Genomic DNA, 22,519 nt, shown 5'->3' on the forward strand with positions numbered 1-22,519 from the left:
TTGCTAAAATGCGTTAATTCTAAAATAAGGCGAGGCGGCTCGCCAAACGAGGTCTTCAAGGGCACCATGATTTCCGGATGTTCGGCCGTCTGGCCGGCGATCACGTTCCATGAATTGAGCACCGGCTGCCGTCACAAACGAAAGCGGTCGACAGCAGCCAAGGACAAGGATTTTTCAGCACATGCTGCACCACATCTCCTTCGGCGTCTCCAACATCGAGCGCGCCGCAGCCTTCTACGATGCCGCTCTGGCGCCGCTCGGCTATGTCAGGGTCTGGGATGATTTGAGGCCCGGCGAGCCCGACCAGGCGGTGGGCTACGGGATTCCTGGCGGCGGCGACAAGCTGGCGATAAAACTTCGCCCGGAAGGGCAGCCGCCTGGTCCGGGCTTTCATCTGGCCTTCGCCGCCCCGGATCGTCAAAGCATCGGTCAATTTCATGCGGCAGCCCTTGCTCATGGCGGCCGTGACAACGGCGGCCCGGGCCCGCGGCCTGACTATGGTCCGCATTATTATGCCGCCTTCGTCGTCGATCCGGACGGCCATCATATCGAGGCGGTCTTCAACGCGCCGCGGTAGATTCCGCGCTGCCGGCTTTTGCCGGCAGGCGATGACAATCATGTGAGGACCCGACCAAGCTAATCGATTCGGCGACAACCCCTGGCAAATCGGCTATGCTGCCACATCTACTAGTGGCAGCTGCGGGCGGCCATCACGGCGGTGACTGCCCCCGACACACGGGAGGATGGTTATGGCCGGCTTTCATGTCATGGCGGACGCCTATGGGATGCATGTGCAGCCCACGGTGCGCGGTATAACCACGACGGATCTCTGGGACGCGCTCAAGCTCGGCGCCGAGGATTTCTGGGCAAAACCGTCCCACTACGTGTTCCTGTGTTTGATCTATCCGATCGTCGGCCTGATCCTTACCCAGTGGAGCTCGGGTTCCAACGCCATTCAGCTCGTCTATCCCCTGATGTCGGGCTTTGCCCTGGTCGGGCCTTTTGCCGCGATCGGGCTCTACGAAATCAGCCGCCGGCGCGAGCTCGGCATGAACACGAATTGGCGCCATGCACTGGACGTGCGCCGTTCCCCGGCACTGCCGTCGATCGCGGTCATCGGCATCATGCTGTTTGCGCTGTTCCTGTTGTGGCTGTTCACCGCGCAATCGATCTACACCAGCCTGTTCGGCGACCAACCGCCGGCCTCGGTCGGCGCCTTTGTCCGCGACGTGCTGACGACCGGCAAGGGTTGGACCTTGATCCTCCTTGGCAATGCGGCCGGTTTTGTCTTTGCCGTGGTGGTGCTGGCCACGACGGTGATCGCCTTTCCGTTGCTGCTCGACCGTGATGTCGGTGCCGTCTCGGCAATCGAAACCTCGGCCCGGGCGGTGGTGGCAAACCCGCTACAGATGGCGCTGTGGGGCCTGCTGGTTGCCGTGCTTCTGGTGATCGGCTCGATCCCGCTGTTTGCGGGGCTGCCCGTCGTCATGCCGATCCTGGGCCATGCCACCTGGCACCTCTACCGCAAGGTAGTCGAGCCGGCGCAGATCCGGCCGATCCGCCGGCCGATGTAGCTAGAGCATGATCCCCAAAAGTAGGAACCGGTTTTGGGAAAAGATCGTGCTCTAACTCTTTGTTTTGACGCAATTCCGGACAGAAAACCGCTCACACTTTCCCTGGAATTGCTCTAGAGGGACTCAGCGCTGCGCGTCGGTCGCCATCTTCAGCGCCAGCGCCGTCAGCACGCCGCCCATCATCCAGCGCTGGATCACCAGCCACAATGGCCGTCCCGCAAGGAAGGTGGCGATCGAACCGGCCGTCACCGCTATGATGGCATTCACGGTCAGGCTGATCGAGATCTGCGTCGCGCCCAGAACCAACAGCTGCGACAGGACGTGGCCTTTACCGATGCTGATGAATTGCGGCAGCAGCGACAGATAGAGAACGGCCACCTTGGGGTTGAGCAGATTGGTCATCAGCCCCATGGCGAACAGCTTGCGCGGCCTGTCTTTCGGCAGGTCGCGCACCTGGAACGGCGAACGTCCGCCTGGCTTCACCGCTTGCCAGGCGAGCCACAGCAGATAGAGCACGCCGGCAAGGCGCAGCGCGTCATAGGCATAGGGCACGGCGAGCAGCAGCGCCGTGATGCCAAACGCCGCCGACAACACATAGAACAGGAAGCCGACCGCGACTCCGCCAAGCGAGATCAGTCCGGCCTTCGGCCCTTGCGACAGCGAGCGCGAGATCAGGTAGATCATGTTCGGGCCTGGCGTCAGCACCATGCCGAGGCAGACCAGCGCGAAGGCGATATGGTTGGCGGTATCGGGCATTGTTCGTCCCCAAGCACGCCCGCGACGCGAACCCGCGAGCAGCCAATATCTGCCTGTCACGGCAAGCGCCCGCAAGGGCTTGCAGGGACTAGGCGTTGCGCCAGAGGCACGGCAATGCATGTTGCCGAAAGTGACCCCGACGCGGCGTGCTTAGCCGACCACCCGCAGGTTCGACAGTTCGTTGCCGATTTCCTTGAAGTCGTTCGACAGGCTGGCGCCGGTCGCGTTCCAGAACAGCTTCGCCGGTTTGCTTGGATCCGTCGGGTCCTTGCGGAAGCGCGAGTCCGACGAGCAGGATTTCAGCGCATTGATCGCCAGCTTGTCGCTGGCCTGGGTCGTCGACAGGTCGAGCGCCACCGTCATCACCATGATGTTGGCCGCCTTGGCGTTGTTGCAAAGCGTTGCCATCTGCTCGTTGAGCGCATTGGTGTAATTGCCGTTCGAATAGTCGAACTGACCGATGGCGCTCGATGTGCCCATGAACATGCGGCCGACCGAGGTGCCGTTGTAGCCGGGGTTGAGATAGCCGTAGGACGCGTAGGTCGATTTGGAGTTGGCAGGGTCCGAATAGCCCAGCGAGGACGGCGTATAGTAGGTGTTGGCACCGTCGGTCAGTACGATCACCACCTTGTCGTTGCCTTTTTCCGTTTCCAGGCGCCCTTGCGTGAACGGTTCGCCGCTTGAGACCACCCGCCAGCCCCATGCCAGGCCCTCGGGAACATTGGTGCCGCCATTCGGCTGCATCAGGTCGATCGCCGCCTTGATCGAGGTGGCCCCATCGGCGACGCTCACATCGGTCAGCGGTGTGATCGGGTTGGTGGTGCAGCTGTAGTTCGGACCGTTGCCGGCGGCCAGCGCCGGCGCATCGATCGGCCGCGGCTGGAAATATTTGGCCATGTTGCGCAGCCGCGTTTGACCGGTGCTGCTCGTGGGATCGTCGTTCCACCAGCTGTTCACCGCGCCGTAGGTCACCGGGGCTGCTTCGTCGGGGTCCTGCGTGAGCTTCCAGTGATTGCCGGGTTCGTCCGGGGCGAACATCGGCACGAACATCGTTGCCGGATCGCCGACGCCTATGCCGGTGTTGGCCGAGCCGCCGGACGGCGGCGTGTCGTTGACATTGTAGGGATAGGGCCGGGCCTCCACGCAGCCTTGCCAGCTGGCGAACGGACCGTAGGAATCGATGTAGTCATATTCGTCGTGGCTGCGTTTGCAGGTGTTGTTCGAATTGTACTCGTCGCAAACCACCCGCTTGCTGTTGACGACACGCTCGTGATTGGTGACGACCTTCATGTCCCGGTAGAGTGAGAACCGGGTCAACACCTGGCCTTCCTCGCTGCCCCAGCCGGTGCCGCGTTTGTACCAGATGCCGTTGGTCTGCTGGGCATATTTGTTGGCCGCGTTCAGCGTCGACCAGTCGAAATTCTCGTTCGACACGGGCGACAGGCCCTCCGTGTCCATCCACGAGGCGTTGCCATTGGCGGGGCCGACATTGACCGAAGCGGCAAAGGGCACGAGGCCGAACTGTACCGGCTTGTCGACCTGCTTGATCATGACCGCCTGCTGGGCCAGCGTGTCGACCAGCTGCTTGGATGCGGTCTTGAGAAGATCGATGCGCTTTTGGCCCGAGCCCGTGCCGAGCGTGGTCATCGATCCGGAATTGTCGAGCACCAGCGCAACTTCCAGCGTGTTCTTCAGCCGTACCTGGGAAGTGACGTTGAAGTTGATCCTTTGATTCGCATCGGTTGCCGATTTGCCGACGAGCTGGGCGAAGGCCGGATAGAAATAAGGCTTGTAGGCAAGCTGCGCGCTCATCGTGAGCAGGCCGCCGCCGGTGGCGTTGCTGGGCAAGGTGACGTTGAGCGTCGCGCTGGCGGGATCGACATCGTTCAGATTGGCGTTGAAGAAGTCGAGCGCATAGGCTCTCAACTGGTCGTCGGTAGCACCTTCCGTCAGCCGGCGCGCCGTGGCGAAGTTGGCGGCATCGAGCGCATTCGTCACCATCTGCTTTTCGCGGTTCATCTCCGTGAAGTCGACAGCGATCGCCAGGCCGCCCATCAGCGGCACCATCGCCACGACTGTCATAAGAGCATAGTTGCCGCGTCTATCGCGGCGGAACTGACGCCAAAGTTCATGCATGTCTTGCAGCGGCCCCCGCCGGCGGATTCTCGATTGACGCCAGCCTTCCACAAAACGCTGAAGGACGGGTTTGGGAAACCGCTCTATTGCTTGGTCGGCGCTTCACCAAACGCTAACCAATGCAAGCCTGCGGCACCGACCCGAGCGAAACGCCTTGTCGGGCAGGGTGTGCGCGAGCGGAACCTTGCGATCAGCTGACGATGCGCAGGTTGGACAGTTCGTTGCCGATCGCCTTGAAATCGTCGGAGAGTGTCGCTCCGGTCGAATTCCAGAACAGTTTCATCGGCTTGGTCGGATCAGTCGGATCCTTGCTGAAGCGGGAATCCGACGAGCAGGCCTTCAGCGCGTCCATCTGTGTTTTTTCCGCCGTCTTGGTGGCGTCGAGGTCGAGCGCAATGGTCATGACCATGATGTTGGCGGCCTTGGCGTTGTTGCACAGCGTGGTGAAGTACTCGTTCATCGCCTTGGTGTAGTTGGCGTTGGAATAGTCGGTCTTGCTGACGCTGTCGCTGGTGCCAAGGAACATCCGACCATAGGTGTAGGCGTTGCTGAATGGCACGATGTAGCCGAGCGCCGAATAGATGGCTTTGCTGCCCGCCAGATCGTTGCCGCCATAGTTCCAGTTGGTTCCAGAGTAGGTCTGAGCCGTCACCGACGTTGGCGTGTAATACGTGTTCGCACCATCGGTCAGGACGATCAGAACCTTGTCGTTGCCTCTTTCGGTCTCGGGTCTGCCCTCGGTGAACGGGGCAGTGCTGGAAAGGGTCCGCCAGCCCCAGGCCATGCCTTCCGGCACATTGGTGGCGCCGTCGGCAGCCATGGCGTCGATGGCAGCCTTGATTGTGTTCGCTCCGGTTGTTGTGGAAACGTCGGTCAGAGGCGTGATCGCCGTGGTGCTGCAACTCGTATTGGGGCCAGCATCCATGCCGTAGCCTGGAGTAACCGTGGTGCCCGGGTCGGTAAAATATTTCGGCATATAGCTCTGACGCGCCGCGCTGTTGCCCGACGACCCGTCGGCAATCCAATTGTTGTTGGCGGGGCGAGGCGGGTAATTGCTGTCGGTGAGATCGGTTTCATCGGGCGCGAACATGGGCACGAACAGCGTCGCCGGCGTCCCAGTCGCCGCTGCGGTATCGTTGATATTGTAAGGATAAGGCCGCGACTCGACACAGCCGCCCCACGACGCGACGTTTCCGTAGGTGTAGTTGTAGCCGCTTTGCCAGGTCCGGCATGAGCCGTTGGAATAGGTCGCGGTGCATTTGAACTGCGCGACATAGGTGGCCGTGGCCGTGCGTTTCATCTGGTTGTAGATGGAGAAGCGGGTCAGCGGCAGGTCCTTCTGGCTTGCGTCCCAGCCGCTGCCTTTCGCATACCAGACCCCGCCGATGTTTTGGGCGTACTTGGTGGAGGAAGAACTCATGGTCGTCCAGTCGAAATTCTCATGGTGGATCGGCGAGATGCCGGTCGTGTCCATCCATGTCGCCGAGGCATTGGCAGAGCCGACATTGACCGACGCAGCGAAGGGGACCAGGCTGAATTGGACCGGATTGGTGACCTGCTTCATCATCTGCGCCTGGCCTGCCAGCTGGTCGACGAGCTGCTTCGCGGCGCTCTTGAGAAGGTCGAACCGCACCTTGTTGGATCCTTTGCCGAGTTCCGTCATCGAATAGGAATTGTCGAGCACCAGCGACACTTCCAGCGTATTCTTCAGGCGGACTTCGGAGCATGCGCCGAAGCTGATGTCGCTGTTGGCGGTGCTGCCACCCAACAGCACTTTTGCCGTCGGCAGGAAGTAGGGCTTGTAGGTCAGGGTGCTACACAGCTTCAAGGTGCCGCCGCCGGTATTGTTGTTGGGCAGCGTTACGGCCAGCGTGGTGTTGGCTGGATCGATATGCGCGAGATTGGCTTCGAAGAAATTCTTGGCATACGCCTTGGCATCGGCGTCGGTGGCGCCGGCAACGATCTGCTGGGCAGTGGCGACGCCGGCGGCGTCCAGGGCGTTCAAGGCGTTTTGTCGCTGCCGCGTCATTTCGGTGTAGTCGATGCCGATCGCCAGGCCGCCCATGAGCGGTACCATGGCGATGACGGTCATGAGCGCGTAATTGCCACGCCGATCGCTTCCGAATCTCCGGATCATTGCCGCAAAATACCCCCGCCAAATCGATAATCGGTGCGGACCCTGTCATAAATCGTTAAATTTCAGGTTGCCGTAATATGTCCAAGGCCGAGCCGCCCTTTCAACGCGCGTTAACCAAACGCTGTCCAGCCGCGGCTTTCAGTGCCTGCTGATAGCGCCGTTTGGGCACACAGGGGCGCCTTCGCGCCGATCTCCAGGTGAAAGCTGGTGACAGCATGGATCGGTTCGGATAATTCGAACCCGCTGCGGCGAACCGTCGGCTGCGGCACTCGCAACGCTCATATTGAAGGAAACGGCATGGCGGATTCGCCTGACATCGTCGGCTCGCTCGAAGACGTCTCAAAAGCCTATTCGGCAATTCTTTGCGATGTCTGGGGCGTGGTGCACAATGGCGAATGGCATTTCCCGGCGGCTGCAGCGGCGCTGGCCAGGGCAAGGGCAGCCGGTATTCCCGTTGTTCTCATCACCAATTCGCCCCGCCGCAGCGCCGATGTCGTGGCTCAGATGAGTGTGATCGGTGTTCCGCCGTCAGCTTACGACCGTGTGGTGACCTCGGGCGACGTGACCCGCGACCTGATCGCGGAAGGCCCACGCAAGATCTTCCACATCGGCGCCGACCGCGATCTGACCCTCTATGACGGCCTGGATGTCGAGCTCGTCGAGGAATTCGAGGCCGCCGGCGTTGTGTGCACCGGGCTGTTCGATGACGAGGTCGAGAAGCCTCAGGATTATACGGAACTTCTGCGCCGATTGCGCGCTAGGAACCTGCCGTTCATCTGCGCCAATCCCGATATCATGGTGGAGCGCGGCGAGCGCATCATCTGGTGCGCCGGCGCCTTGGCGCGCGACTATGCCCAGCTCGGCGGCCGCACGCTGATCGCGGGAAAGCCCTACGCGCCGATCTATGACCTGGCGATGAAGGAGGTGGCGGAGGTGCTTGGCCGGCCGGTCGAGCGTTCCCGGGTATTGGCCATCGGCGATGGGATGATGACCGACGTGAAGGGCGCGGCCGACAATGGTTTCGACGTTCTTTATGTCTCCGGCGGCATCCATGCCCGCGACTACGGCGATGCAACCCGGCCGGATCCGGCCAGGCTCGGGCTCTTCCTGGAACGGCATGGCTATCGTCCGGTGGCCGTCATGGTCAGACTGCAGTAGGTGGCGATGGTAGGCTTCCAGCATCTCACCGCGACCGCGCCGCTGCCCGCCGATCTGCGTGGCGGCGTTGTCGCGATCGGCAATTTCGATGGCGTCCACCGTGGTCACCAGGCCGTGCTCGAACGGGCGTTGGCCGAGGCTGTGCGGCGTGACGTGCCAGCCCTCGTGCTGAGTTTCGAACCGCACCCGCGAAAGGTCTTCAGGCCCGATTTGCCGCTGTTCGTGCTGACCCCGCCGCCGATGAAGGCGCGGCTCTTGTCCCTGCTGGGCTTTGCCGCGCTCGTCGAGCAGCCGTTCACGCGCGACTTCGCCGCGCTGTCGGCGGAAGCCTTCGTCACCGACGTGCTGGAGAGGACGCTTGGCATCACCCACGCCGTGACCGGTTTCGATTTCCATTTCGGCAAGGACCGCCAGGGCGGGCCGGCCTATCTGATGGCAGCCGGCGAACGCCACGGCTTCGGCGTCACGCTCGTCGACGCTTTTCGCGACGAGGGCGCCGAGGTGGTTTCGTCGAGCCGGATCCGGGCCTTGCTCTGCGATGGCGGAGTGGCCGAGGCCGCCGGTCTGCTCGGCTATCGCTTCACGGTGGAAAGCGAAGTCGTCGGCGGCCAGCAGCTCGGGCGAACGCTCGGCTTTCCCACGGCGAATATGAGGCTTCCCGCCGAAGCCACCCTCAAGGAAGGGATCTATGCCGTCCGCTTCCGGCGCGCCGACGGCACGTTGCATGACGGCGTCGCCAGCTTCGGCCGCCGCCCGACCGTCGACGACAATGGCGCACCGCTTCTGGAAACCTTTGTCTTCGATTTTTCCGGCGATCTCTACGGCGAGACCTGCGAGGTCTCGTTCTTCGGTTTCCTGCGCAGCGAGACCAAATTCGACGGCCTCGATGCATTGGTGGTGCAGATGAAGCGCGATGAAGCCGAAGCCCGCGCGCTGCTCGCCGGCGTCAAGTCGCTTTCGCGGCTCGACGCGGCCATTGCCTTCTAAGCATGATCCTGAAAAGTGGTGGATACCGGTTTTCGGACAAGATCATGCTCAAGCAAGACGCTACTTTTTCAGCGCCAGGCCGACCGCGATGAAGGTCCAGCCCTGGAAGATCAGGTCGATCGCCAGGAACATTCCGAGCACCCACAGGCTGTTGACCGGCCAACCCATGGCGATGATCAGGCCGGCAAGCACGCTGATGAGGCCTGCCGCGACGATCCAGCCCCAGCCCTGTTCCGGACGGTGGCTGTAGCCGACCCAGGCCCGCAGCGCGCCGGAGGCGACGAGCGCAACGGCCAGCAGGAAGGTTAGCACCGCCGACGCCAGCAGCGGATTGTCGAAGGCGAAAAACCCGGCGACCGCGTAAAGCAGCCCGCTAAGCAGCCAGTAGAAGAAGCGGCTCCAGGTCTTGACCCCGAAGGCATGCATGATCTCGATGATGCCGGCCACCAGCATCAGCCAGCCGACGACATAGACGGAAGCCACCGTGGCGATGAACAGATTGCCGAAGGCAATGCCGCCGAGGATCAGCAGCACCACGCCCAGGCCGACAAACCATCCCCACTTTTCCCGCGTCTGGCCGATCGCGTTCTTCAGTGTATCGCCGTGTAAGGTCATGTCGCCACCTCCGTTGAGGACCGCCAGCATCCAATGAAGTTATCCCCGGTGCCGGCCCGCGTCCAGCCGAGGTGAGCCGGATGGGCAAGCAATGCGAGGGGATGTCTCGACCTTAAATCAAATTTTACCAAAGCCTCGTCAAAGCTGTCACCGAAGGACAGTTGTATCGTGTTAGTGGAGTGGCCATGAGTCCGGTCGGGAAGATTTCTGCAGCCTTGGCTACCGTGATGCTGGCCACGTCGGGCGCGGCCGAGGCTGGCGACGGCCCCTTCGGCTGGCTGTCCGGCGACTGGTATCTGACGGTTGGCGCCACGGGCCTCGTCGCGCCGAATTTCGAAGGCGGCAAGAAATACATGCTCAGCGCCCAGCCCATCATCTCCCTGGGCAAGGCTGGTCCCCAGGCTCGCTTCACCTCGCGCAACGACAATATTTCGCTGGCGCTTGTCGATGATGGCGGCGTCCGCGCCGGCCTGACCGGCAAGTTCCTGTTTTCACGCAGCAGCGATGACGAACTCAAGGGACTCGATCCGGTTCGCTGGGGCGGCGAAGTCGGCGGTTTCTTCGAATTCTATCCGACAGACTGGATGCGCGCGCGCGCCGAATTGCGGCATGGCATCCGTGCCCATAACGGCTTTGTCGCCGATATCGCCGCCGACGCCTTCTACGATGTGACGCCAACCGTCAGGATTTCGGGCGGCCCGCGCGTGTCCTTTGCTTCGGCGAACTATTTCGACGCCTATTATGGCGTCAATGCGCAGGAAGCCGTTGCCTCGGGCCTGAGCCAGTACAACCCCGGCGGCGGCCTGAAATCCGTCGGCCTCGGCGGCGCGGTGACCTGGAAGGTGACCGATCCGATGACCGCTAGCCTGTTCGGCGAATATTCGCGCCTGGAGGGTCCGGCGGCCGATTCCAGCCTGGTCAGGGAGCGCGGGGACCGCAACCAGTTCATGGTCGGTGTGTCGACCACCTATCGCTTCGACTTCAAGATGTAGGCGAATCGAACGAGACGCTTTATTCCTGCGCCCATCTCCGCTAAAAGCCACGCCATGATGAGCTTTTCGCGCCTTTTCGCGATCGCGATACGAATTACTGGCCCGGTGTTCCGGGTGGCCTGAGCGCCGCCGGAACCGCCGGGAGTTTCGCGCGCGCCCTCGCGCTTTTTTCAGAACATCGACGCATATCGCCCAAAAAGTGGGTCCGGTTTTGGGAAAACGATAGGCATCAATCAAAGACCTCAACGCCCGGGCTTTGTGCCGACGGGGCTACGCAGATGGCAGATCAATGACCGACACTGTTGAAACGATCGACTATTCCAAGACGCTTTATTTGCCGCAGACGGATTTCCCGATGCGCGCCGGCTTGCCCGAGAAGGAGCCGGTGCTGGTCAAGCGCTGGCAGGACATGGACCTCTACGCCAAGCTGCGCGAGAGTGCCGCCGGCCGTACGAAATATGTGCTGCATGACGGCCCGCCCTACGCCAACGGCAACATCCATATCGGCCATGCGCTGAACAAGATCCTCAAGGACGTCATCACCCGCTCGTTCCAGATGCGCGGCTATGATTCCAACTACGTGCCTGGCTGGGACTGCCACGGCCTGCCGATCGAGTGGAAGATCGAGGAGCAGTACCGCGCCAAGGGCAAGAACAAGGACGAGGTGCCGGTCAACGAGTTCCGCAAGGAATGCCGTGAGTTCGCCGCGCACTGGATCTCGGTGCAGGGCGGTGAGTTCCAGCGGCTTGGCGTCATCGGCGACTTCAAGAACCCCTATACGACGATGGCTTTCCACGCCGAGGCGCGCATCGCCGGCGAACTGTTGAAATTCGCTTTGTCGGGCCAGCTCTATCGCGGCTCGAAGCCGGTGATGTGGAGCGTCGTCGAGCGCACCGCATTGGCCGAGGCCGAGATCGAGTACCAGGATTATGAGTCAGACACGATCTGGGCGAAGTTTCCGGTGGCCAATCTTGTCGTCGCCAATGTCGTGGACGGACAGCCGGCGGAACTCAATCCGGACCTGAGCGGACGGTCGCTGGATCTGCTGGACGCCCATGTCGTCATCTGGACGACGACGCCGTGGACCATCCCGGGCAACCGCGCCGTCAGCTATTCGCCGCGCGTTGCCTATGGCCTCTACGAGGTGACGGCGGCCGAGAACGCGTTTGGCCCGCAGCCGGGTGAGAAGCTGATCTTCGCCGACGCCCTGGCCGAGGAAAGCCAGGCCAAGGCCAAGGTCACCTTGAAGCGCCTTCACGGCGTCAGCGCCGAACAGCTTGGAAATCTTGTGCTTTCGCACCCGTTCAAGGGGCTCGGCGGCGGTTACGAGTTCCCGGTGCCGATGGTTGCGGGCGACCATGTGACCGACGATGCCGGCACCGGCTTCGTCCACACCGCACCCGGCCACGGCCGCGAGGATTTTGACGCCTGGATGGACGCCGCGCCCCAACTGCGCGCACGCGGCATCGACACCGTGATCCCCTTTACGGTCGACGATGCCGGCTTCTTCACCAGGGATGCGCCTGGCTTCGGCCCGGATCGCGAGGGCGGGGCGGCGCGTGTCATCGACGACAATGGCAAGAAGGGCAACGCCAATCAGGCGGTCATCGACGAGCTGATCAAGCGCAATGCCTTGTTCGCGCGCGGCCGCCTGAAGCATAGCTACCCGCATTCCTGGCGGTCGAAGAAGCCGGTGATCTTCCGCAACACGCCGCAATGGTTCGTCTACATGGACAAGGACCTCGGCGACGGCACGACATTGCGCAGCCGCGCCTTGAAGGCCATCGACGACACGCGCTTCGTGCCAGCCGCCGGCCAGAACCGCATCCGCGCCATGATCGAGGAGCGCCCTGACTGGGTGCTGTCGCGCCAGCGCGCCTGGGGCGTGCCGATCGCCGTCTTCGCCGACGAGGACGGCAACGTGCTGAAGGACGAGGCGGTCAACCGGCGCATCATGGACGCCTTCGAGGAAGAGGGCGCCGATGCCTGGTTCGCGGCCGGCGCCAAGGAACGCTTTCTCGGCAACCACGATGGGTCCCGGTGGAAGCAGGTGATGGACATCCTCGACGTCTGGTTCGATTCGGGCTCGACGCATGTCTTCACGCTGGAGGACCGTCCCGACTTGAAATGGCCGGCCGACGTCTATCTCGAAGGGTCCGACCAGCATCGCGGCTGGTTCCATTCCTCGCTGCTCGAAAGCTGCGGCACAAGGGGCAGGGCGCCCTACGACACCGTCGTCACCCATGGCTTCACCATGGACGAGGACGGACGCAAGATGTCGAAGTCGCTCGGCAACACGGTGGTGCCGCAGGACGTCATCAAGCAATCCGGCGCCGACATATTGCGCCTGTGGGTGGTGACGACCGACTATTGGGAAGACCAGCGGCTCGGCAAGAACGTGCTGCAGACCAATATCGACGCCTACCGCAAGCTCAGGAACACCATCCGCTGGATGCTGGGAACGCTCGCCCATGACGATGGCGAGACCGTGCCTCTGGAAGCGATGCCGGAGCTGGAGCGGCTGATGCTGCATCGGCTGGCCGAGCTCGACGAGGTGGTGCGCCAGGGTTACGACGCCTTCGAGTTCAAGCGCATCACCCGCGCGCTCGTCGATTTCATGGTGGTCGAGCTGTCGGCCTTCTATTTCGACATCCGCAAGGACGCGCTCTACTGCGACGCGCCGTCGAGCATGAAGCGCAAGGCCTCGGTGCAGGTGGTGCGCCACCTCTTCGACTGCCTGGTGAAATGGCTGGCGCCGATGCTGCCCTTCACCATGGAAGAGGCCTGGCTCGACCGGCATCCGGATGCCGCGTCGGTGCATCTCGACCAGTTCCCGGAAATCCCGGCGGATTGGAAGAATGAGGCGCTGGCGGAAAAATGGCGCAAGGTGCGGCAGGTGCGCCGCGTCGTCACCGGTGCGCTCGAGATCGCGCGTGCCCAGAAGGTGATCGGCTCCTCGCTGGAAGCGGTGCCCGTCGTCACCATCAACGACGCAGCGCTCGAAGCGGCGATATCGGATGTCGACATGGCCGAGATGGCGATCACCAGCGATCTCGTCATTGCCCATGGTCAGGCGCCGGAAGGCGCCTTCACCCTCGACGATGTCAAGGGCGTCGCCGTGGTGGTCGAGAAGGCCGAGGATCGCGGCCTCGTCAAATGCGCGCGTTCCTGGCGTTACACGGCCGATGTCGGGCAGGATCCTGCATTTCCCGATGTCTCCGCTCGCGATGCCGCCGTGCTGCATGAACTGAAGGCGCTCGGCCGGCTTTAGCTGCATGTCGCTTGATAGTGCACAAATGCCACGCCGGGCGGTGCAAATCCGCCCGTACGTTGCCCTTAACGAGCGGTTGAGGTAAACACGCGAAACTCCGGAAGACAAATTGTCGCCGGATTTCCGTCGCAAGTGCTTGGACGATGGGGACCGGTCATAAGACCGGTGGCGATCGAGAGGCTGTCTAGAGTGGGACTTTTTGGCATGACCGAGAGATATAAGGCGCGCCTTGCGCTGCTGGCGCCGCTTGTCGCATCGGGCCTCGCTCTATCCGGCTGCATGGGCTCTCCGACCTATGGCACCGACAAGACCGCTGCCGAACAGCTGGCCGGCGATCTCACCGGCGCCGTCTCCTTCGCGCCGAAGCGCAAGGATCCGATCGACTACAAGCCGCGCCCCACCTTGGTGAAGCCCGCTCCGGGACAGAAGGAAGCGCTTCCCGCACCGCAGGAAAGCATCCAGACGGCAAGCGCCCAATGGCCCGAATCGCCCGAGCAGCGCCGCGCGCGCCTGCGCGCCGACGCCACCGCCCACCAGAACGATCCGAGCTATCAGGCGGAGATCGTCGACGATGTGCAGACCGATCCGGCCTCGGTCAAGAAGGCGATGGCTGATTCTGGCTCCAGCCACCCGCCGGCCTGGACGCCTGCTGATTCCGACAAGGGCCGCGCCGCCGAGATTCAGCGTCGTCTTGCCGTGAGCAAGCAGGGCGACCCCAACACCCGCAGATATCTGAGCGAGCCGCCATTGGCCTATCGCGTCGCGGCCGACACGGCGCCGCAGAACGAACTCGGCGAGGACGAATACAAGAAGGAACGCCGCCTGAAGAAAGAGGCGGAAGGCAAGAAGTCCGGCTGGTTCGACTGGTTGCCGTCCCTGTAAGAATGGTCAGCGCTGCCTTTTTTGGGCGGCGCGGCGCGGTTCAGTCGCGACGTTCCCTGAAAAATTCCTTGAGCAACAGGGCAGCCTCGGTCTCGCCCATGCCCGGATAGATTTCGGGCGTGTGGTGGCAGGTCGGCGAGGCGAAGAAGCGTACGCCATTGACCACCGCGCCGCCCTTTTCGTCGGCGGCGCCGAAGTAGAGACGGCGCAGCCTGGCGAAGGAGATGGCGCCGGCGCACATGGCGCAAGGTTCCAGCGTCACATAGAGATCGTGGCCGGTCAGCCGCTCGCTCGAGAGCTTGCCGCAGGCTTCGCGGATGGCCAGCATCTCGGCATGCGCCGTCGGGTCGGCAAGCTCGCGGGTGCGGTTGCCGGCTTTTGCGACGACCGTGCTGCCGTTGGCGATGACGGCGCCGACCGGCACTTCGCCGCGCAAGGCTGCCGCTTCAGCCTCATGCAGGGCCAGCGCCATGAAATCCGGCCGCTTCACGCGGTTTCCATTCCGATTATCTCCTCGCCACTCCTGGCTTTTGGTTTTCGTTTGTCTTCCCGGGAAAACCGGTTTCCACTTTTCCCTGACAAACTCCCGCGATCCTGTTATGGAGCGCATCAACCCGAAAATCGGACTCGATTTTCGGAAAAGATCATGCGCCAAATCAAAGTGCTACAGCGTTCGTTGCGCGCCCGAAAGGATGCGCCACGCTGTAGCAGCGCAAACGGACAAAGGCCACATGGACGACAACGACAAGAAATCTCCGCGCCAAAAAGGCCCGGGCAAGAAACCTGCGGCCCCGCGAGGCGACAGGAAGCCATCCTTCGGCGCCAAGAAACCCTATGCGCCGCGCGGCGATCGGCCGATGGCCGCCGAGGGCGAACGCCCGAAGCGCGACTTCAAGGGTGGCGACAAGCCATTCAGCAAAGGCCCACGTAAGCCTTACGCACCGCGTGGCGATCGACCGACGGCGGCTGAGGGCGAGCGCAAGCCCTACGAGAAGCGCGAAGGACCGCGCAAGTCCTATGCGCCGCGCGGCGACCGGCCCGTGGCGGCCGAGGGCGAGCGCAAGCCCTACGAGAAGCGCGAGGGACCGCGCAAACCCTACGCGCCGCGCGGCGACCGGCCGATGGCGGCCGAAGGCGAGCGCAAGCCCTACGAAAAGCGCGAAGGACCGCGCAAGCCCTACGCGCCGCGTGGCGACCGTCCGATGGCGGCCGAGGGCGAGCGCAAGCCGTATGAGAAGCGCGAAGGGCCGCGCAAGCCCTACGCACCGCGTAGCGATCGTCCGGTTGCCGCATCGGCGGAGGGTGGCGAAAAGCGCTTCGACCGTCCCAAGCGCGATTTCGGCGATCGCCCGAAGCGTGACTTTGCCGACCGGCCCAAGCGCGACTTTGGCGGTGACCGCCCCAAGCGTGATTTCAGTGACCGGCCCCAAGGGGCATCGGCCGGCTTCAAGCCGCGCCCGCGTCCCGCGGAGGCCACGGAAGAGGCCGGCGAACGCATCGCCAAGCGGCTGGCGCGCGCCGGGCTTGCCTCGCGCCGCGACGCCGAGGAACTGATTGCCGCAGGCCGCGTCAAGGTCAATGGCCGCGCCCTGACTTCGCCGGCCTTCAACGTGATGCCTGGTGATATCATCCATCTCGACGGCATGGAGATCCCGCCGATCGAGCGCACGCGCCTGTTCCTGTTCCACAAGCCGGCCGGCGTCGTCACCACCAACCGCGATCCCGAAGGCCGCAAGACCGTCTTCGACGTGCTGCCCGCCGAATTGCCGCGGCTGATGACCATCGGCCGGCTCGACATCAACACCGAAGGGCTGCTGCTGCTCACCAATGATGGCGGCCTGTCGCGCGTGCTCGAACTGCCTGCTACCGGCTGGCTGCGCCGCTACCGCGTGCGCGTCCACGGCAAGGTCGAGGAAAGCGCGCTTGCCGGCCTGCGCGAAGGCATTGCCGTCGACGGCGTCTTCTACGGCGCCATCGAAGCGAGCCTCGACCGCGAGCAGGGCTCCAATGCCTGGCTGACGATCGGCCTGCGCGAAGGCAAGAACCACGAGGTGAAGAACATCCTCGGCGCGCTCGGCCTCGACGTGACCCGGCTGATCCGCATCTCCTATGGCCCGTTCCAGCTCGAGGATCTTCCCGAAGGCCACGTGCTGGAGATCAAGGGCCGCGTGCTACGCGACCAGCTTGGCGAGCGCCTGGTGGAGGAATCCGGCGCCAATTTCGACGCCGAAATAGCAAAGCCGTTTTCCAACAAGCCGGTGCGGCGCACCGAGGTTCGCGAGCCGGAACCTGAGCGGCCGAAATTCACCCGCGATGGCGAGCGCCGGCCGATCGGCGAGGGTGGGCTGATCAAGAACCGCAAGCGCCGCGAAGGCAGCCGCGACGAAGCGCTCGGCAAACTGTCGACCAGTCCCGACAGGGGCGAGCGGCCGGAAAAGAGCTTTGGCGAACGCGGGCCCCGACCCGAACGCGGCGGCTTCGGCGACAAGCCACGCGGCGGTTTCGGCGACAAACCGCGTGGTGGCTTCGGCGACAAGCCTCGCGGCGGTTTTGGCGGCAAGAAATCCGAGCGCGAGCAGAGGCCGATCGAGCCGCCCGGCCAGCGCAAGGCCAATGTCTGGATGGCGCCCGGGGCCCGGCCGATCGGCAAGGGCAGGGCGGAAGCCGACGCCGCCAAGGCGGCTGAGGCCAAGGCGCGCAAGGCCTCGTTCAAGCCATCCTATGGCAAGCCCGCTGGCAAACCGGGCGGCGCAAAGCCGTTCGGCAAGCTGCGTGGCGAGCGTCCGGCTGGCGGCGAACGGCCACGCAGCGGCCCCAAGGGGCCCCGCACAAGATGAGAATCGTCGGCGGTGAGTTTCGTGGGCGTCCGCTGGCGACGCCCCGCGGCAGCGCCATCCGTCCGACGACCGACCGCACCCGCGAGGCCGTCTTCAACGTGCTGGCGCATCGCTTTGCGGAACAGCTGGACGGCGCGCGCGTGCTGGACCTGTTCGCTGGCACCGGGGCGCTTGGTCTGGAAGCGCTGTCGCGCGGCGCGTCCTATGGCGTCTTCATCGAGGAATCGGCCGAAGGCCGCGGCCTGATCCGCGACAATGTCGAGGCCTTCGGCCTGACCGGCCGCACCAAGATATTTCGCCGCGACGCCACCGGCCTTGGCGAGGCGGGCACGCTGGCGCCCTTCGGCCTGGTCTTCGCCGACCCGCCCTATGGCAAGGGGCTGGGCGAACGTGCCTTGCAATCGGCGAAAGCCGGCGGCTGGCTGCGCCCCGGCGCGTTGTGCGTGGTCGAGGAGACGGCGGCGGTTCCCTTCGAACCTGGCCCCGGCTTTTCGGTGCTGGACGAGCGCAACTATGGCGAAACCATAATCCGCTTCATCGAGGCCGCGTGACACGCCTGCGTCGAGCGGCGGCCTCTTTGCCGCCGCCTTTGCCGGCAACAACAATTCACTTTGCTTGTCGCCCGCACCTTGCCTATCGTCTTGAAGAGAAAACCGGAGCCATTGATGACATCCAGGGCTGAATGGCTGAGGACGATACTGCTGGCAACCTCGCTGGCCTTCACGTTCACCGGCCCCGTTCTGGCCGACGGCACCGCGTCGCCCGACAAGACGCCGGCCGAGTTCAAGGTGACGGATTTCCTGCTCGATAACGGCATGGAAGTGGTCGTCATTCCCGATCATCGCGCGCCGATCGTCACCCATATGGTGTGGTACAAGATCGGCAGCGCCGACGAGCCGCCCGGCAAATCCGGCATCGCCCATTTCTTCGAGCATCTGATGTTCAAGGCGACGACAAATCACGCCGCCGGCGAGTTCGACCGCGCGGTCTCCGACATTGGCGGCTCCAACAACGCCTTCACCTCCTACGACTACACCGCTTTCCACGAGACGGTGGCGCCCTCGGCGCTCGAGCAGATGATGGGTTTCGAGGCCGACCGCATGCGCAACCTCATCCTCACCGACGATGTCATCAAGACCGAGCGCGATGTCATCCTCGAGGAGCGCCGCTCGCGCATCGACAACAATCCGCAGGCGGTGCTCGACGAGGAAGTCGATGCCACGCTGTGGCAGAACCAGCCCTATCGCATTCCGGTCATCGGCTGGATGCAGGAGATGGAGCAGCTCAACCGCACCGACGCCACCGCCTTCTATGACAAATACTACCGGCCCAACAACGCCGTGCTGATCGTGGCCGGCGATGTCGAGCCGGAGACGGTCAAGGCGCTGGCCGAGAAGACCTATGGCAAGGTGGCGCGCGGACCGGACCTGCCGCCGCGCATACGCCCGGTCGAGCCGGAGCAGAACACCAAGCGTACGGTCACGCTCACCGACGCCCGCGTCAGCGTGCCGAGTTTCTCGACGCAATGGGTGGTGCCGTCCTATCACACAGCCAAGCCGGGCGAGGCCGAGGCGCTCGACCTGCTCGCCGAAATCCTCGGCGGCGGCAACCGAAGCCGGCTCTACCAGGCGCTGGTGGTCCAGCAAGGCATCGCTTCCAATGCCGGCGCGTATTTCCAGGGCACCATGCACGACGACACCAATTTCACCGTCTATGGCGCACCGCGCGGCGACGCCAAGCTGGCCGACGTCGAAGCCGCGGTCGATGCGGAAGTGGCGCGCATCGCCACCAGCGGCGTCACGCCGGATGAGCTGGAAAAGGCCAAGGACCGCTACATCAGGTCGATGGTCTTTGCCCGCGACAAGCAGGATTCCATGGCCGAGATTTATGGCTCGACGCTGGCCACCGGCGGCAATGTGCAGGACGTCCAGCAATGGCCGGACCGCATCCGCAAGGTCACGGCGGACGAGGTCAAGGCCGTCGCCGCACGCTATCTGGTGCTCGCTCGCTCGACATCAGGCTATCTCTTGCCGCAGCAACAGGCGGGGAACTGATGATGACGAACCAGTTTGGTGGCGGGTTGACTTCTCCCCGGCAGGCTCCCCCTACTCCCCTTGTGGGGTCCGAAGGACGGGGTGAGACCTGTGGCTCGCCCCGGGGCGGTGGCCTCGCGAAGCGAGGTCGGATGAGAGGTGTTCCAGCTTCGCGGGGACGGCGATCCTTCACCCACCCCTCAACCGTCTCGGCGCTGCGCGCCGATCCACCTTCTCCCACAAGGGGAGAAGGCAAGGCCCTGCACGCCCTCGCGACCCTCTTCCTCTCCATCCTCTTCCTGATCCTGCCGGCACTGGCCGCCCGCGCCATGGACATCCAGCAGGTCACCTCGCCAAAAGGCATCACCGCCTGGCTGGTCGAGGATTATTCCGTACCGATCGTCGCCGTCCGTTTCGTCTTCGGCGGCGGCTCGACGCAGGATCCGGTGGGCAAGGAGGGCTTGGCCAATCTGATGACTGGCCTGTTCGACGAGGGCGCCGGGTCTCTCGATTCGGAAGCCTTCCAGATCAGGCTCGACGATGCCGGCGCCGAGATGAGCTTCGAGGAGACCCGCGACGGCGTCTATGGCTCCATGCGCATGCTGGCCGAGCAGCGCGACGAGGCCTTCGACCTGTTACGGCTGGCGGTCAACGAGCCGCGCTTCGACCAGGCGCCGATCGACCGCATTCGCGCCCAGATCCTGTCCGGCATCATCGCCAACGAGAACGATCCCGACACGGTGGCGCAGCACAAATGGGCGCGCGCCGTCTATGGCGACCATCCCTATTCGCGCTCCGACCAGGGCACCAGGCAGAGCATCGCCGCCATCACGCAGCACGATCTGAAGGCCCTGCACAAGGCGGTGTTCGCGCGCGGCGGCCTGCATGTCGCCGTGGTCGGGGCCATCGATCCCGAGACGCTGAAGAAGAAGTTGGACATGGTGTTCGGCGACCTGCCGCAGACCCAGGCGCTCGCCCAGGTCGCCGATGTCGAGCCGCAGCTGGCGCAGCGCGTCGAGGTCAATTACGATCTGCCGCAGACCTCGCTGCAGCTCGCCTGGCCGGGCGTGAAGCGCAAGTCGGCGGATTTCTTCCCCTCTGTGCTGATGAACGAAATCCTTGGCGGCGGCACCTTCACCTCGCGCCTGTTCGCGGAGGTGCGCGAAAAGCGCGGGCTGGCCTACAGCGTCAATTCCTCGCTGGTCAACCAGGACCATGCCAATGCGCTGATCGTCACCACCGGCACGCGCTCCGACCGCGCGACCGAGACGCTCGGCATCGTGCGCGATGTCGCCAGGCGGTTGGCCGAGGAAGGTCCGACCGAGGCTGAACTGGCGGCGACCAAGAAATATTTGATCGGCGCCTACGCCATCACCAATCTGGACTCTTCGAGTTCCATCGCCGCGACGCTGGTCGAATTGCAGCTCGACGATCTCGGCATCGACTACATGCAGCGCCGCGCCGGCTACATCAACGCGGTGACGCTCGACCAGGTCAAGGCGGCGGCGAAAAAGCTGCTGACGGCCGAGCCGACCATCATGGTGGTCGGGCCGCCGCTGGCCGGAGCCGGCAAGGGATGAGCCCGACCTTCGGCATAGCTTTCGGCGGCGGCGGCGCGCGGGGCCTGGCGCATATCCATGTCATCGAGGCGCTGGACGAGCTCGGCATCAAGCCGGTGGCGATCGCCGGCTCGTCGATCGGCGCCATCATGGGCGCCGGCATGGCCGCGGGCATGACCGGCAAGGACATCCACGACTATGCCCGCTCGATCCTTGGCCGCCGCGCCGAAGTGGCGAGCCGCATGTGGCGCGCGCGCCCGGGCACGATCGCGGAGGCCATGCAGAACGGCATCCGGGTCAGCCAGTTCAATGTCGAGCGTATCCTGAAGGCGTTCCTGCCCGAGGCCATTCCCGAAACCTTCGCCGAACTGAAGATCCCGCTGAAGGTGACCGCGACCGACTATTTCGGCCACAAGCTCGCCGTGTTCGACGAAGGCGACCTGCACTCCGCGCTCGCCGCCTCGGCCGCCATTCCCGCCGTGTTCCGCCCGGTGACGCGCGACGGCAGGCTGCTGATCGACGGCGGCATCTACAACCCGGTGCCCTTCGATCTCATCGAGAACGACGCCGACATCATCATCGGCGTCGACGTCGTCGGTGCGCCGGAAGAGGCCGACCGCAAGCACCCCACCTCCGTCGACCTGATGTTCGGCGCCACCCAGCTGATGATGCAGTCGATCATCGCCAACAAGCTGAAACAATGCCGCCCCGACATACTGGTCCGCCCGGCGGTGTCGAAATACCGCGTGCTCGATTTCCTGAAGATCGACGCGCTGATGAACGAGACGGCTGATATCAAGGATCAGCTGAAGCGCGAGGTGGAGCGAGTGGTGGAGGCGCGCAATGGCGCTGCCATCAAGGGGAGGCGAGGGAAGAAGGCCGGTTGAGCGGTGGCACGCCGCAATTGGCGGTCCCGTGTCGAGGTCGCCTGGAAGCCCGCTAAGACTTCGCCGGCGCATACTCCAGCGCAACAACGCCGTTGCTGAACGGCGCGGCCGAAATCAGCTCGAGCGCCACTTGTTCGCCCGGCGGGAACAGCGGCTTGCCCTGGCCGACGGCGCCGGGATAGCTGAGCAGCCTGACGCGGTCGACCAGCCCGTGGCGCAGCAATTCCTGCGCGACGCTGAGGCTGCCATGCACATAGATGTTGCCGCCGCTGCCTTGCTTCAGCGCCCTCACCGCGTCCGGCAGGGACCCCTTCAGCAATTCGGCCGGCTTCCAGTCGAGCGCCTTCAGGCTGGTCGAAACGACGTATTTCGGCAGCGCGTTGAACCGGTCGGCAAAATCCCCGGTTTCCCCAGGCCATGAGCCGGCGAAGATCTCATAGGTCGTGCGCCCCAAAAGCATGGCGCCGCTGTCGGCAAGTTCATCCTCCTTGAACCTGTTCATCTCGTCGTTCCAGGTCACGCCTGGCAATTTCTCGACCTCGGCAATACCGTCGACGCTGATGAACTCGGTGACGATGAGTTTTCTCATGGTGTTCTCCTTTTCGCTCAAAGGACGAACCAGATGAGCCTTTTGCTACAGGCTCCGTGAAAAAAGCGGTTTATCAGAGAGGGAGTTTCTCTAATCTAGATAAGCT

Annotated in this window: 18 protein-coding genes; 12 read left to right on the plus strand and 6 right to left on the minus strand. The window is 63.7% G+C overall.

Going from position 1 to position 22,519, the window contains the following annotated elements; all coding sequences use genetic code 11:
* The first annotated feature begins 181 nt into the window (after window positions 1-181).
* Together QQK95_RS09300 and QQK95_RS09305 are read left to right on the plus strand one after the other, a co-directional pair.
* Window positions 182-577 carry a VOC family protein gene (locus QQK95_RS09300; protein ID WP_284271334.1) on the plus strand — a complete coding sequence of 132 codons (396 nt, stop codon included), beginning with the start codon at window positions 182-184 and terminating at the stop codon, window positions 575-577.
* A 172-nt stretch (window positions 578-749) separates the two neighbouring features.
* The gene (locus QQK95_RS09305) at window positions 750-1,574 is read left to right on the plus strand and encodes a DUF2189 domain-containing protein (protein ID WP_284271336.1); all 825 of its coding nucleotides are present in this window, start codon (window positions 750-752) and stop codon (window positions 1,572-1,574) included.
* Window positions 1,575-1,697: 123 nt separating this feature from the next.
* Here the strand turns inward: QQK95_RS09305 and QQK95_RS09310 are convergent, their stop codons facing one another.
* The 3 genes from QQK95_RS09310 to QQK95_RS09320 form a co-directional block, all read right to left on the minus strand.
* Window positions 1,698-2,330 carry a LysE family translocator gene (locus QQK95_RS09310; RefSeq protein ID WP_140888789.1) on the minus strand — a complete coding sequence of 211 codons (633 nt, stop codon included), beginning with the start codon at window positions 2,328-2,330 and terminating at the stop codon, window positions 1,698-1,700.
* Window positions 2,331-2,480: 150 nt separating this feature from the next.
* Window positions 2,481-4,466, minus strand: coding sequence for a TadE/TadG family type IV pilus assembly protein (locus QQK95_RS09315; protein WP_284271340.1), 1,986 nt, complete (start codon window positions 4,464-4,466; stop codon window positions 2,481-2,483).
* A 190-nt stretch (window positions 4,467-4,656) separates the two neighbouring features.
* The gene (locus QQK95_RS09320) at window positions 4,657-6,603 is read right to left on the minus strand and encodes a TadE/TadG family type IV pilus assembly protein (protein ID WP_284271342.1); all 1,947 of its coding nucleotides are present in this window, start codon (window positions 6,601-6,603) and stop codon (window positions 4,657-4,659) included.
* 297 nt (window positions 6,604-6,900) lie between these two features.
* On the opposite strand from QQK95_RS09320, the gene QQK95_RS09325 reads away from it, so the two are divergent.
* Window positions 6,901-7,761, plus strand: a complete 861-nt coding sequence (locus QQK95_RS09325; protein WP_284271344.1) for a TIGR01459 family HAD-type hydrolase — start codon at window positions 6,901-6,903, stop codon at window positions 7,759-7,761.
* 6 nt (window positions 7,762-7,767) lie between these two features.
* The gene (locus QQK95_RS09330; protein WP_284271346.1) at window positions 7,768-8,748 is read left to right on the plus strand and encodes a bifunctional riboflavin kinase/FAD synthetase; all 981 of its coding nucleotides are present in this window, start codon (window positions 7,768-7,770) and stop codon (window positions 8,746-8,748) included.
* Window positions 8,749-8,808: 60 nt separating this feature from the next.
* On the opposite strand, the gene QQK95_RS09335 is transcribed toward QQK95_RS09330, so the two are convergent.
* Complete coding sequence (locus QQK95_RS09335) at window positions 8,809-9,363, minus strand: HdeD family acid-resistance protein (protein WP_284271348.1); 555 nt, start codon at window positions 9,361-9,363, stop codon at window positions 8,809-8,811.
* A 185-nt stretch (window positions 9,364-9,548) separates the two neighbouring features.
* On the opposite strand from QQK95_RS09335, the gene QQK95_RS09340 reads away from it, so the two are divergent.
* The 3 genes from QQK95_RS09340 to QQK95_RS09350 all read left to right on the plus strand — a co-directional run bounded on the left by QQK95_RS09340 (window position 9,549) and on the right by QQK95_RS09350 (window position 14,508).
* On the plus strand, window positions 9,549-10,355 hold the full coding sequence (locus QQK95_RS09340) for a MipA/OmpV family protein (protein ID WP_284271350.1): 807 nt from the start codon (window positions 9,549-9,551) through the stop codon (window positions 10,353-10,355).
* A gap of 289 nt (window positions 10,356-10,644) precedes the next feature.
* Window positions 10,645-13,626: an isoleucine--tRNA ligase gene (gene ileS / locus QQK95_RS09345; RefSeq protein ID WP_284271352.1), complete on the plus strand. Its 2,982-nt coding sequence runs from the start codon at window positions 10,645-10,647 to the stop codon at window positions 13,624-13,626.
* A gap of 204 nt (window positions 13,627-13,830) precedes the next feature.
* A complete protein-coding gene (locus QQK95_RS09350) occupies window positions 13,831-14,508 on the plus strand; it encodes a metal ABC transporter substrate-binding protein (RefSeq protein ID WP_284271354.1) in 678 nt (225 codons plus the stop codon).
* A 40-nt stretch (window positions 14,509-14,548) separates the two neighbouring features.
* Here QQK95_RS09350 and QQK95_RS09355 read toward each other — a convergent pair whose 3' ends face one another.
* The gene (locus QQK95_RS09355) at window positions 14,549-14,998 is read right to left on the minus strand and encodes a nucleoside deaminase (RefSeq protein WP_284271356.1); all 450 of its coding nucleotides are present in this window, start codon (window positions 14,996-14,998) and stop codon (window positions 14,549-14,551) included.
* A gap of 241 nt (window positions 14,999-15,239) precedes the next feature.
* Here QQK95_RS09355 and QQK95_RS09360 point away from each other — a divergent pair, with 241 nt between their 5' ends.
* The 5 genes from QQK95_RS09360 (at window position 15,240) to QQK95_RS09380 (ending at window position 21,824) form a co-directional block, all read left to right on the plus strand.
* Complete coding sequence (locus QQK95_RS09360; RefSeq protein WP_284271358.1) at window positions 15,240-17,345, plus strand: pseudouridine synthase; 2,106 nt, start codon at window positions 15,240-15,242, stop codon at window positions 17,343-17,345.
* Window positions 17,342-17,896 (plus strand): 16S rRNA (guanine(966)-N(2))-methyltransferase RsmD, encoded by a 555-nt coding sequence (gene rsmD, locus QQK95_RS09365; protein ID WP_199643046.1) that lies wholly within the window; start codon window positions 17,342-17,344, stop codon window positions 17,894-17,896. Before QQK95_RS09360 ends, rsmD begins: the two co-directional genes overlap by 4 nt.
* Before the next feature lie 114 nt (window positions 17,897-18,010).
* Window positions 18,011-19,399, plus strand: coding sequence for a M16 family metallopeptidase (locus tag QQK95_RS09370; RefSeq protein ID WP_284271361.1), 1,389 nt, complete (start codon window positions 18,011-18,013; stop codon window positions 19,397-19,399).
* A gap of 131 nt (window positions 19,400-19,530) precedes the next feature.
* Window positions 19,531-20,958, plus strand: a complete 1,428-nt coding sequence (locus QQK95_RS09375) for a M16 family metallopeptidase (protein WP_284271363.1) — start codon at window positions 19,531-19,533, stop codon at window positions 20,956-20,958.
* Window positions 20,955-21,824, plus strand: a complete 870-nt coding sequence (locus QQK95_RS09380; RefSeq protein ID WP_284271365.1) for a patatin-like phospholipase family protein — start codon at window positions 20,955-20,957, stop codon at window positions 21,822-21,824. Before QQK95_RS09375 ends, QQK95_RS09380 begins: the two co-directional genes overlap by 4 nt.
* 52 nt (window positions 21,825-21,876) lie before the next feature.
* On the opposite strand, the gene QQK95_RS09385 is transcribed toward QQK95_RS09380, so the two are convergent.
* The gene (locus QQK95_RS09385) at window positions 21,877-22,413 is read right to left on the minus strand and encodes a dihydrofolate reductase family protein (protein WP_284271366.1); all 537 of its coding nucleotides are present in this window, start codon (window positions 22,411-22,413) and stop codon (window positions 21,877-21,879) included.
* Between the last annotated feature and the right edge of the window lie 106 nt (window positions 22,414-22,519).

The sequence above is a fragment of the Mesorhizobium huakuii genome (assembly GCF_030160235.1).
Taxonomy (GTDB): Bacteria; Pseudomonadota; Alphaproteobacteria; order Rhizobiales; family Rhizobiaceae; genus Mesorhizobium; species Mesorhizobium huakuii.

What these genes read in the sequence shown, in the direction of transcription:
- QQK95_RS09300 (WP_284271334.1), top strand. Translation starts at nt 182, where the DNA reads ATGCTGCACCACATCTCCTTCGGCGTCTCCAACATCGAGCGCGCCGCA.
- QQK95_RS09305 (WP_284271336.1), top strand. Translation starts at nt 750, where the DNA reads ATGGCCGGCTTTCATGTCATGGCGGACGCCTATGGGATGCATGTGCAG.
- QQK95_RS09310 (WP_140888789.1), bottom strand. Translation starts at nt 2,330, where the DNA reads ATGCCCGATACCGCCAACCATATCGCCTTCGCGCTGGTCTGCCTCGGC.
- QQK95_RS09315 (WP_284271340.1), bottom strand. Translation starts at nt 4,466, where the DNA reads ATGCATGAACTTTGGCGTCAGTTCCGCCGCGATAGACGCGGCAACTAT.
- QQK95_RS09320 (WP_284271342.1), bottom strand. Translation starts at nt 6,603, where the DNA reads ATGATCCGGAGATTCGGAAGCGATCGGCGTGGCAATTACGCGCTCATG.
- QQK95_RS09325 (WP_284271344.1), top strand. Translation starts at nt 6,901, where the DNA reads ATGGCGGATTCGCCTGACATCGTCGGCTCGCTCGAAGACGTCTCAAAA.
- QQK95_RS09330 (WP_284271346.1), top strand. Translation starts at nt 7,768, where the DNA reads ATGGTAGGCTTCCAGCATCTCACCGCGACCGCGCCGCTGCCCGCCGAT.
- QQK95_RS09335 (WP_284271348.1), bottom strand. Translation starts at nt 9,363, where the DNA reads ATGACCTTACACGGCGATACACTGAAGAACGCGATCGGCCAGACGCGG.
- QQK95_RS09340 (WP_284271350.1), top strand. Translation starts at nt 9,549, where the DNA reads ATGAGTCCGGTCGGGAAGATTTCTGCAGCCTTGGCTACCGTGATGCTG.
- ileS (WP_284271352.1), top strand. Translation starts at nt 10,645, where the DNA reads ATGACCGACACTGTTGAAACGATCGACTATTCCAAGACGCTTTATTTG.
- QQK95_RS09350 (WP_284271354.1), top strand. Translation starts at nt 13,831, where the DNA reads ATGACCGAGAGATATAAGGCGCGCCTTGCGCTGCTGGCGCCGCTTGTC.
- QQK95_RS09360 (WP_284271358.1), top strand. Translation starts at nt 15,240, where the DNA reads ATGGACGACAACGACAAGAAATCTCCGCGCCAAAAAGGCCCGGGCAAG.
- rsmD (WP_199643046.1), top strand. Translation starts at nt 17,342, where the DNA reads ATGAGAATCGTCGGCGGTGAGTTTCGTGGGCGTCCGCTGGCGACGCCC.
- QQK95_RS09370 (WP_284271361.1), top strand. Translation starts at nt 18,011, where the DNA reads ATGACATCCAGGGCTGAATGGCTGAGGACGATACTGCTGGCAACCTCG.
- QQK95_RS09375 (WP_284271363.1), top strand. Translation starts at nt 19,531, where the DNA reads ATGAGAGGTGTTCCAGCTTCGCGGGGACGGCGATCCTTCACCCACCCC.
- QQK95_RS09380 (WP_284271365.1), top strand. Translation starts at nt 20,955, where the DNA reads ATGAGCCCGACCTTCGGCATAGCTTTCGGCGGCGGCGGCGCGCGGGGC.
- QQK95_RS09385 (WP_284271366.1), bottom strand. Translation starts at nt 22,413, where the DNA reads ATGAGAAAACTCATCGTCACCGAGTTCATCAGCGTCGACGGTATTGCC.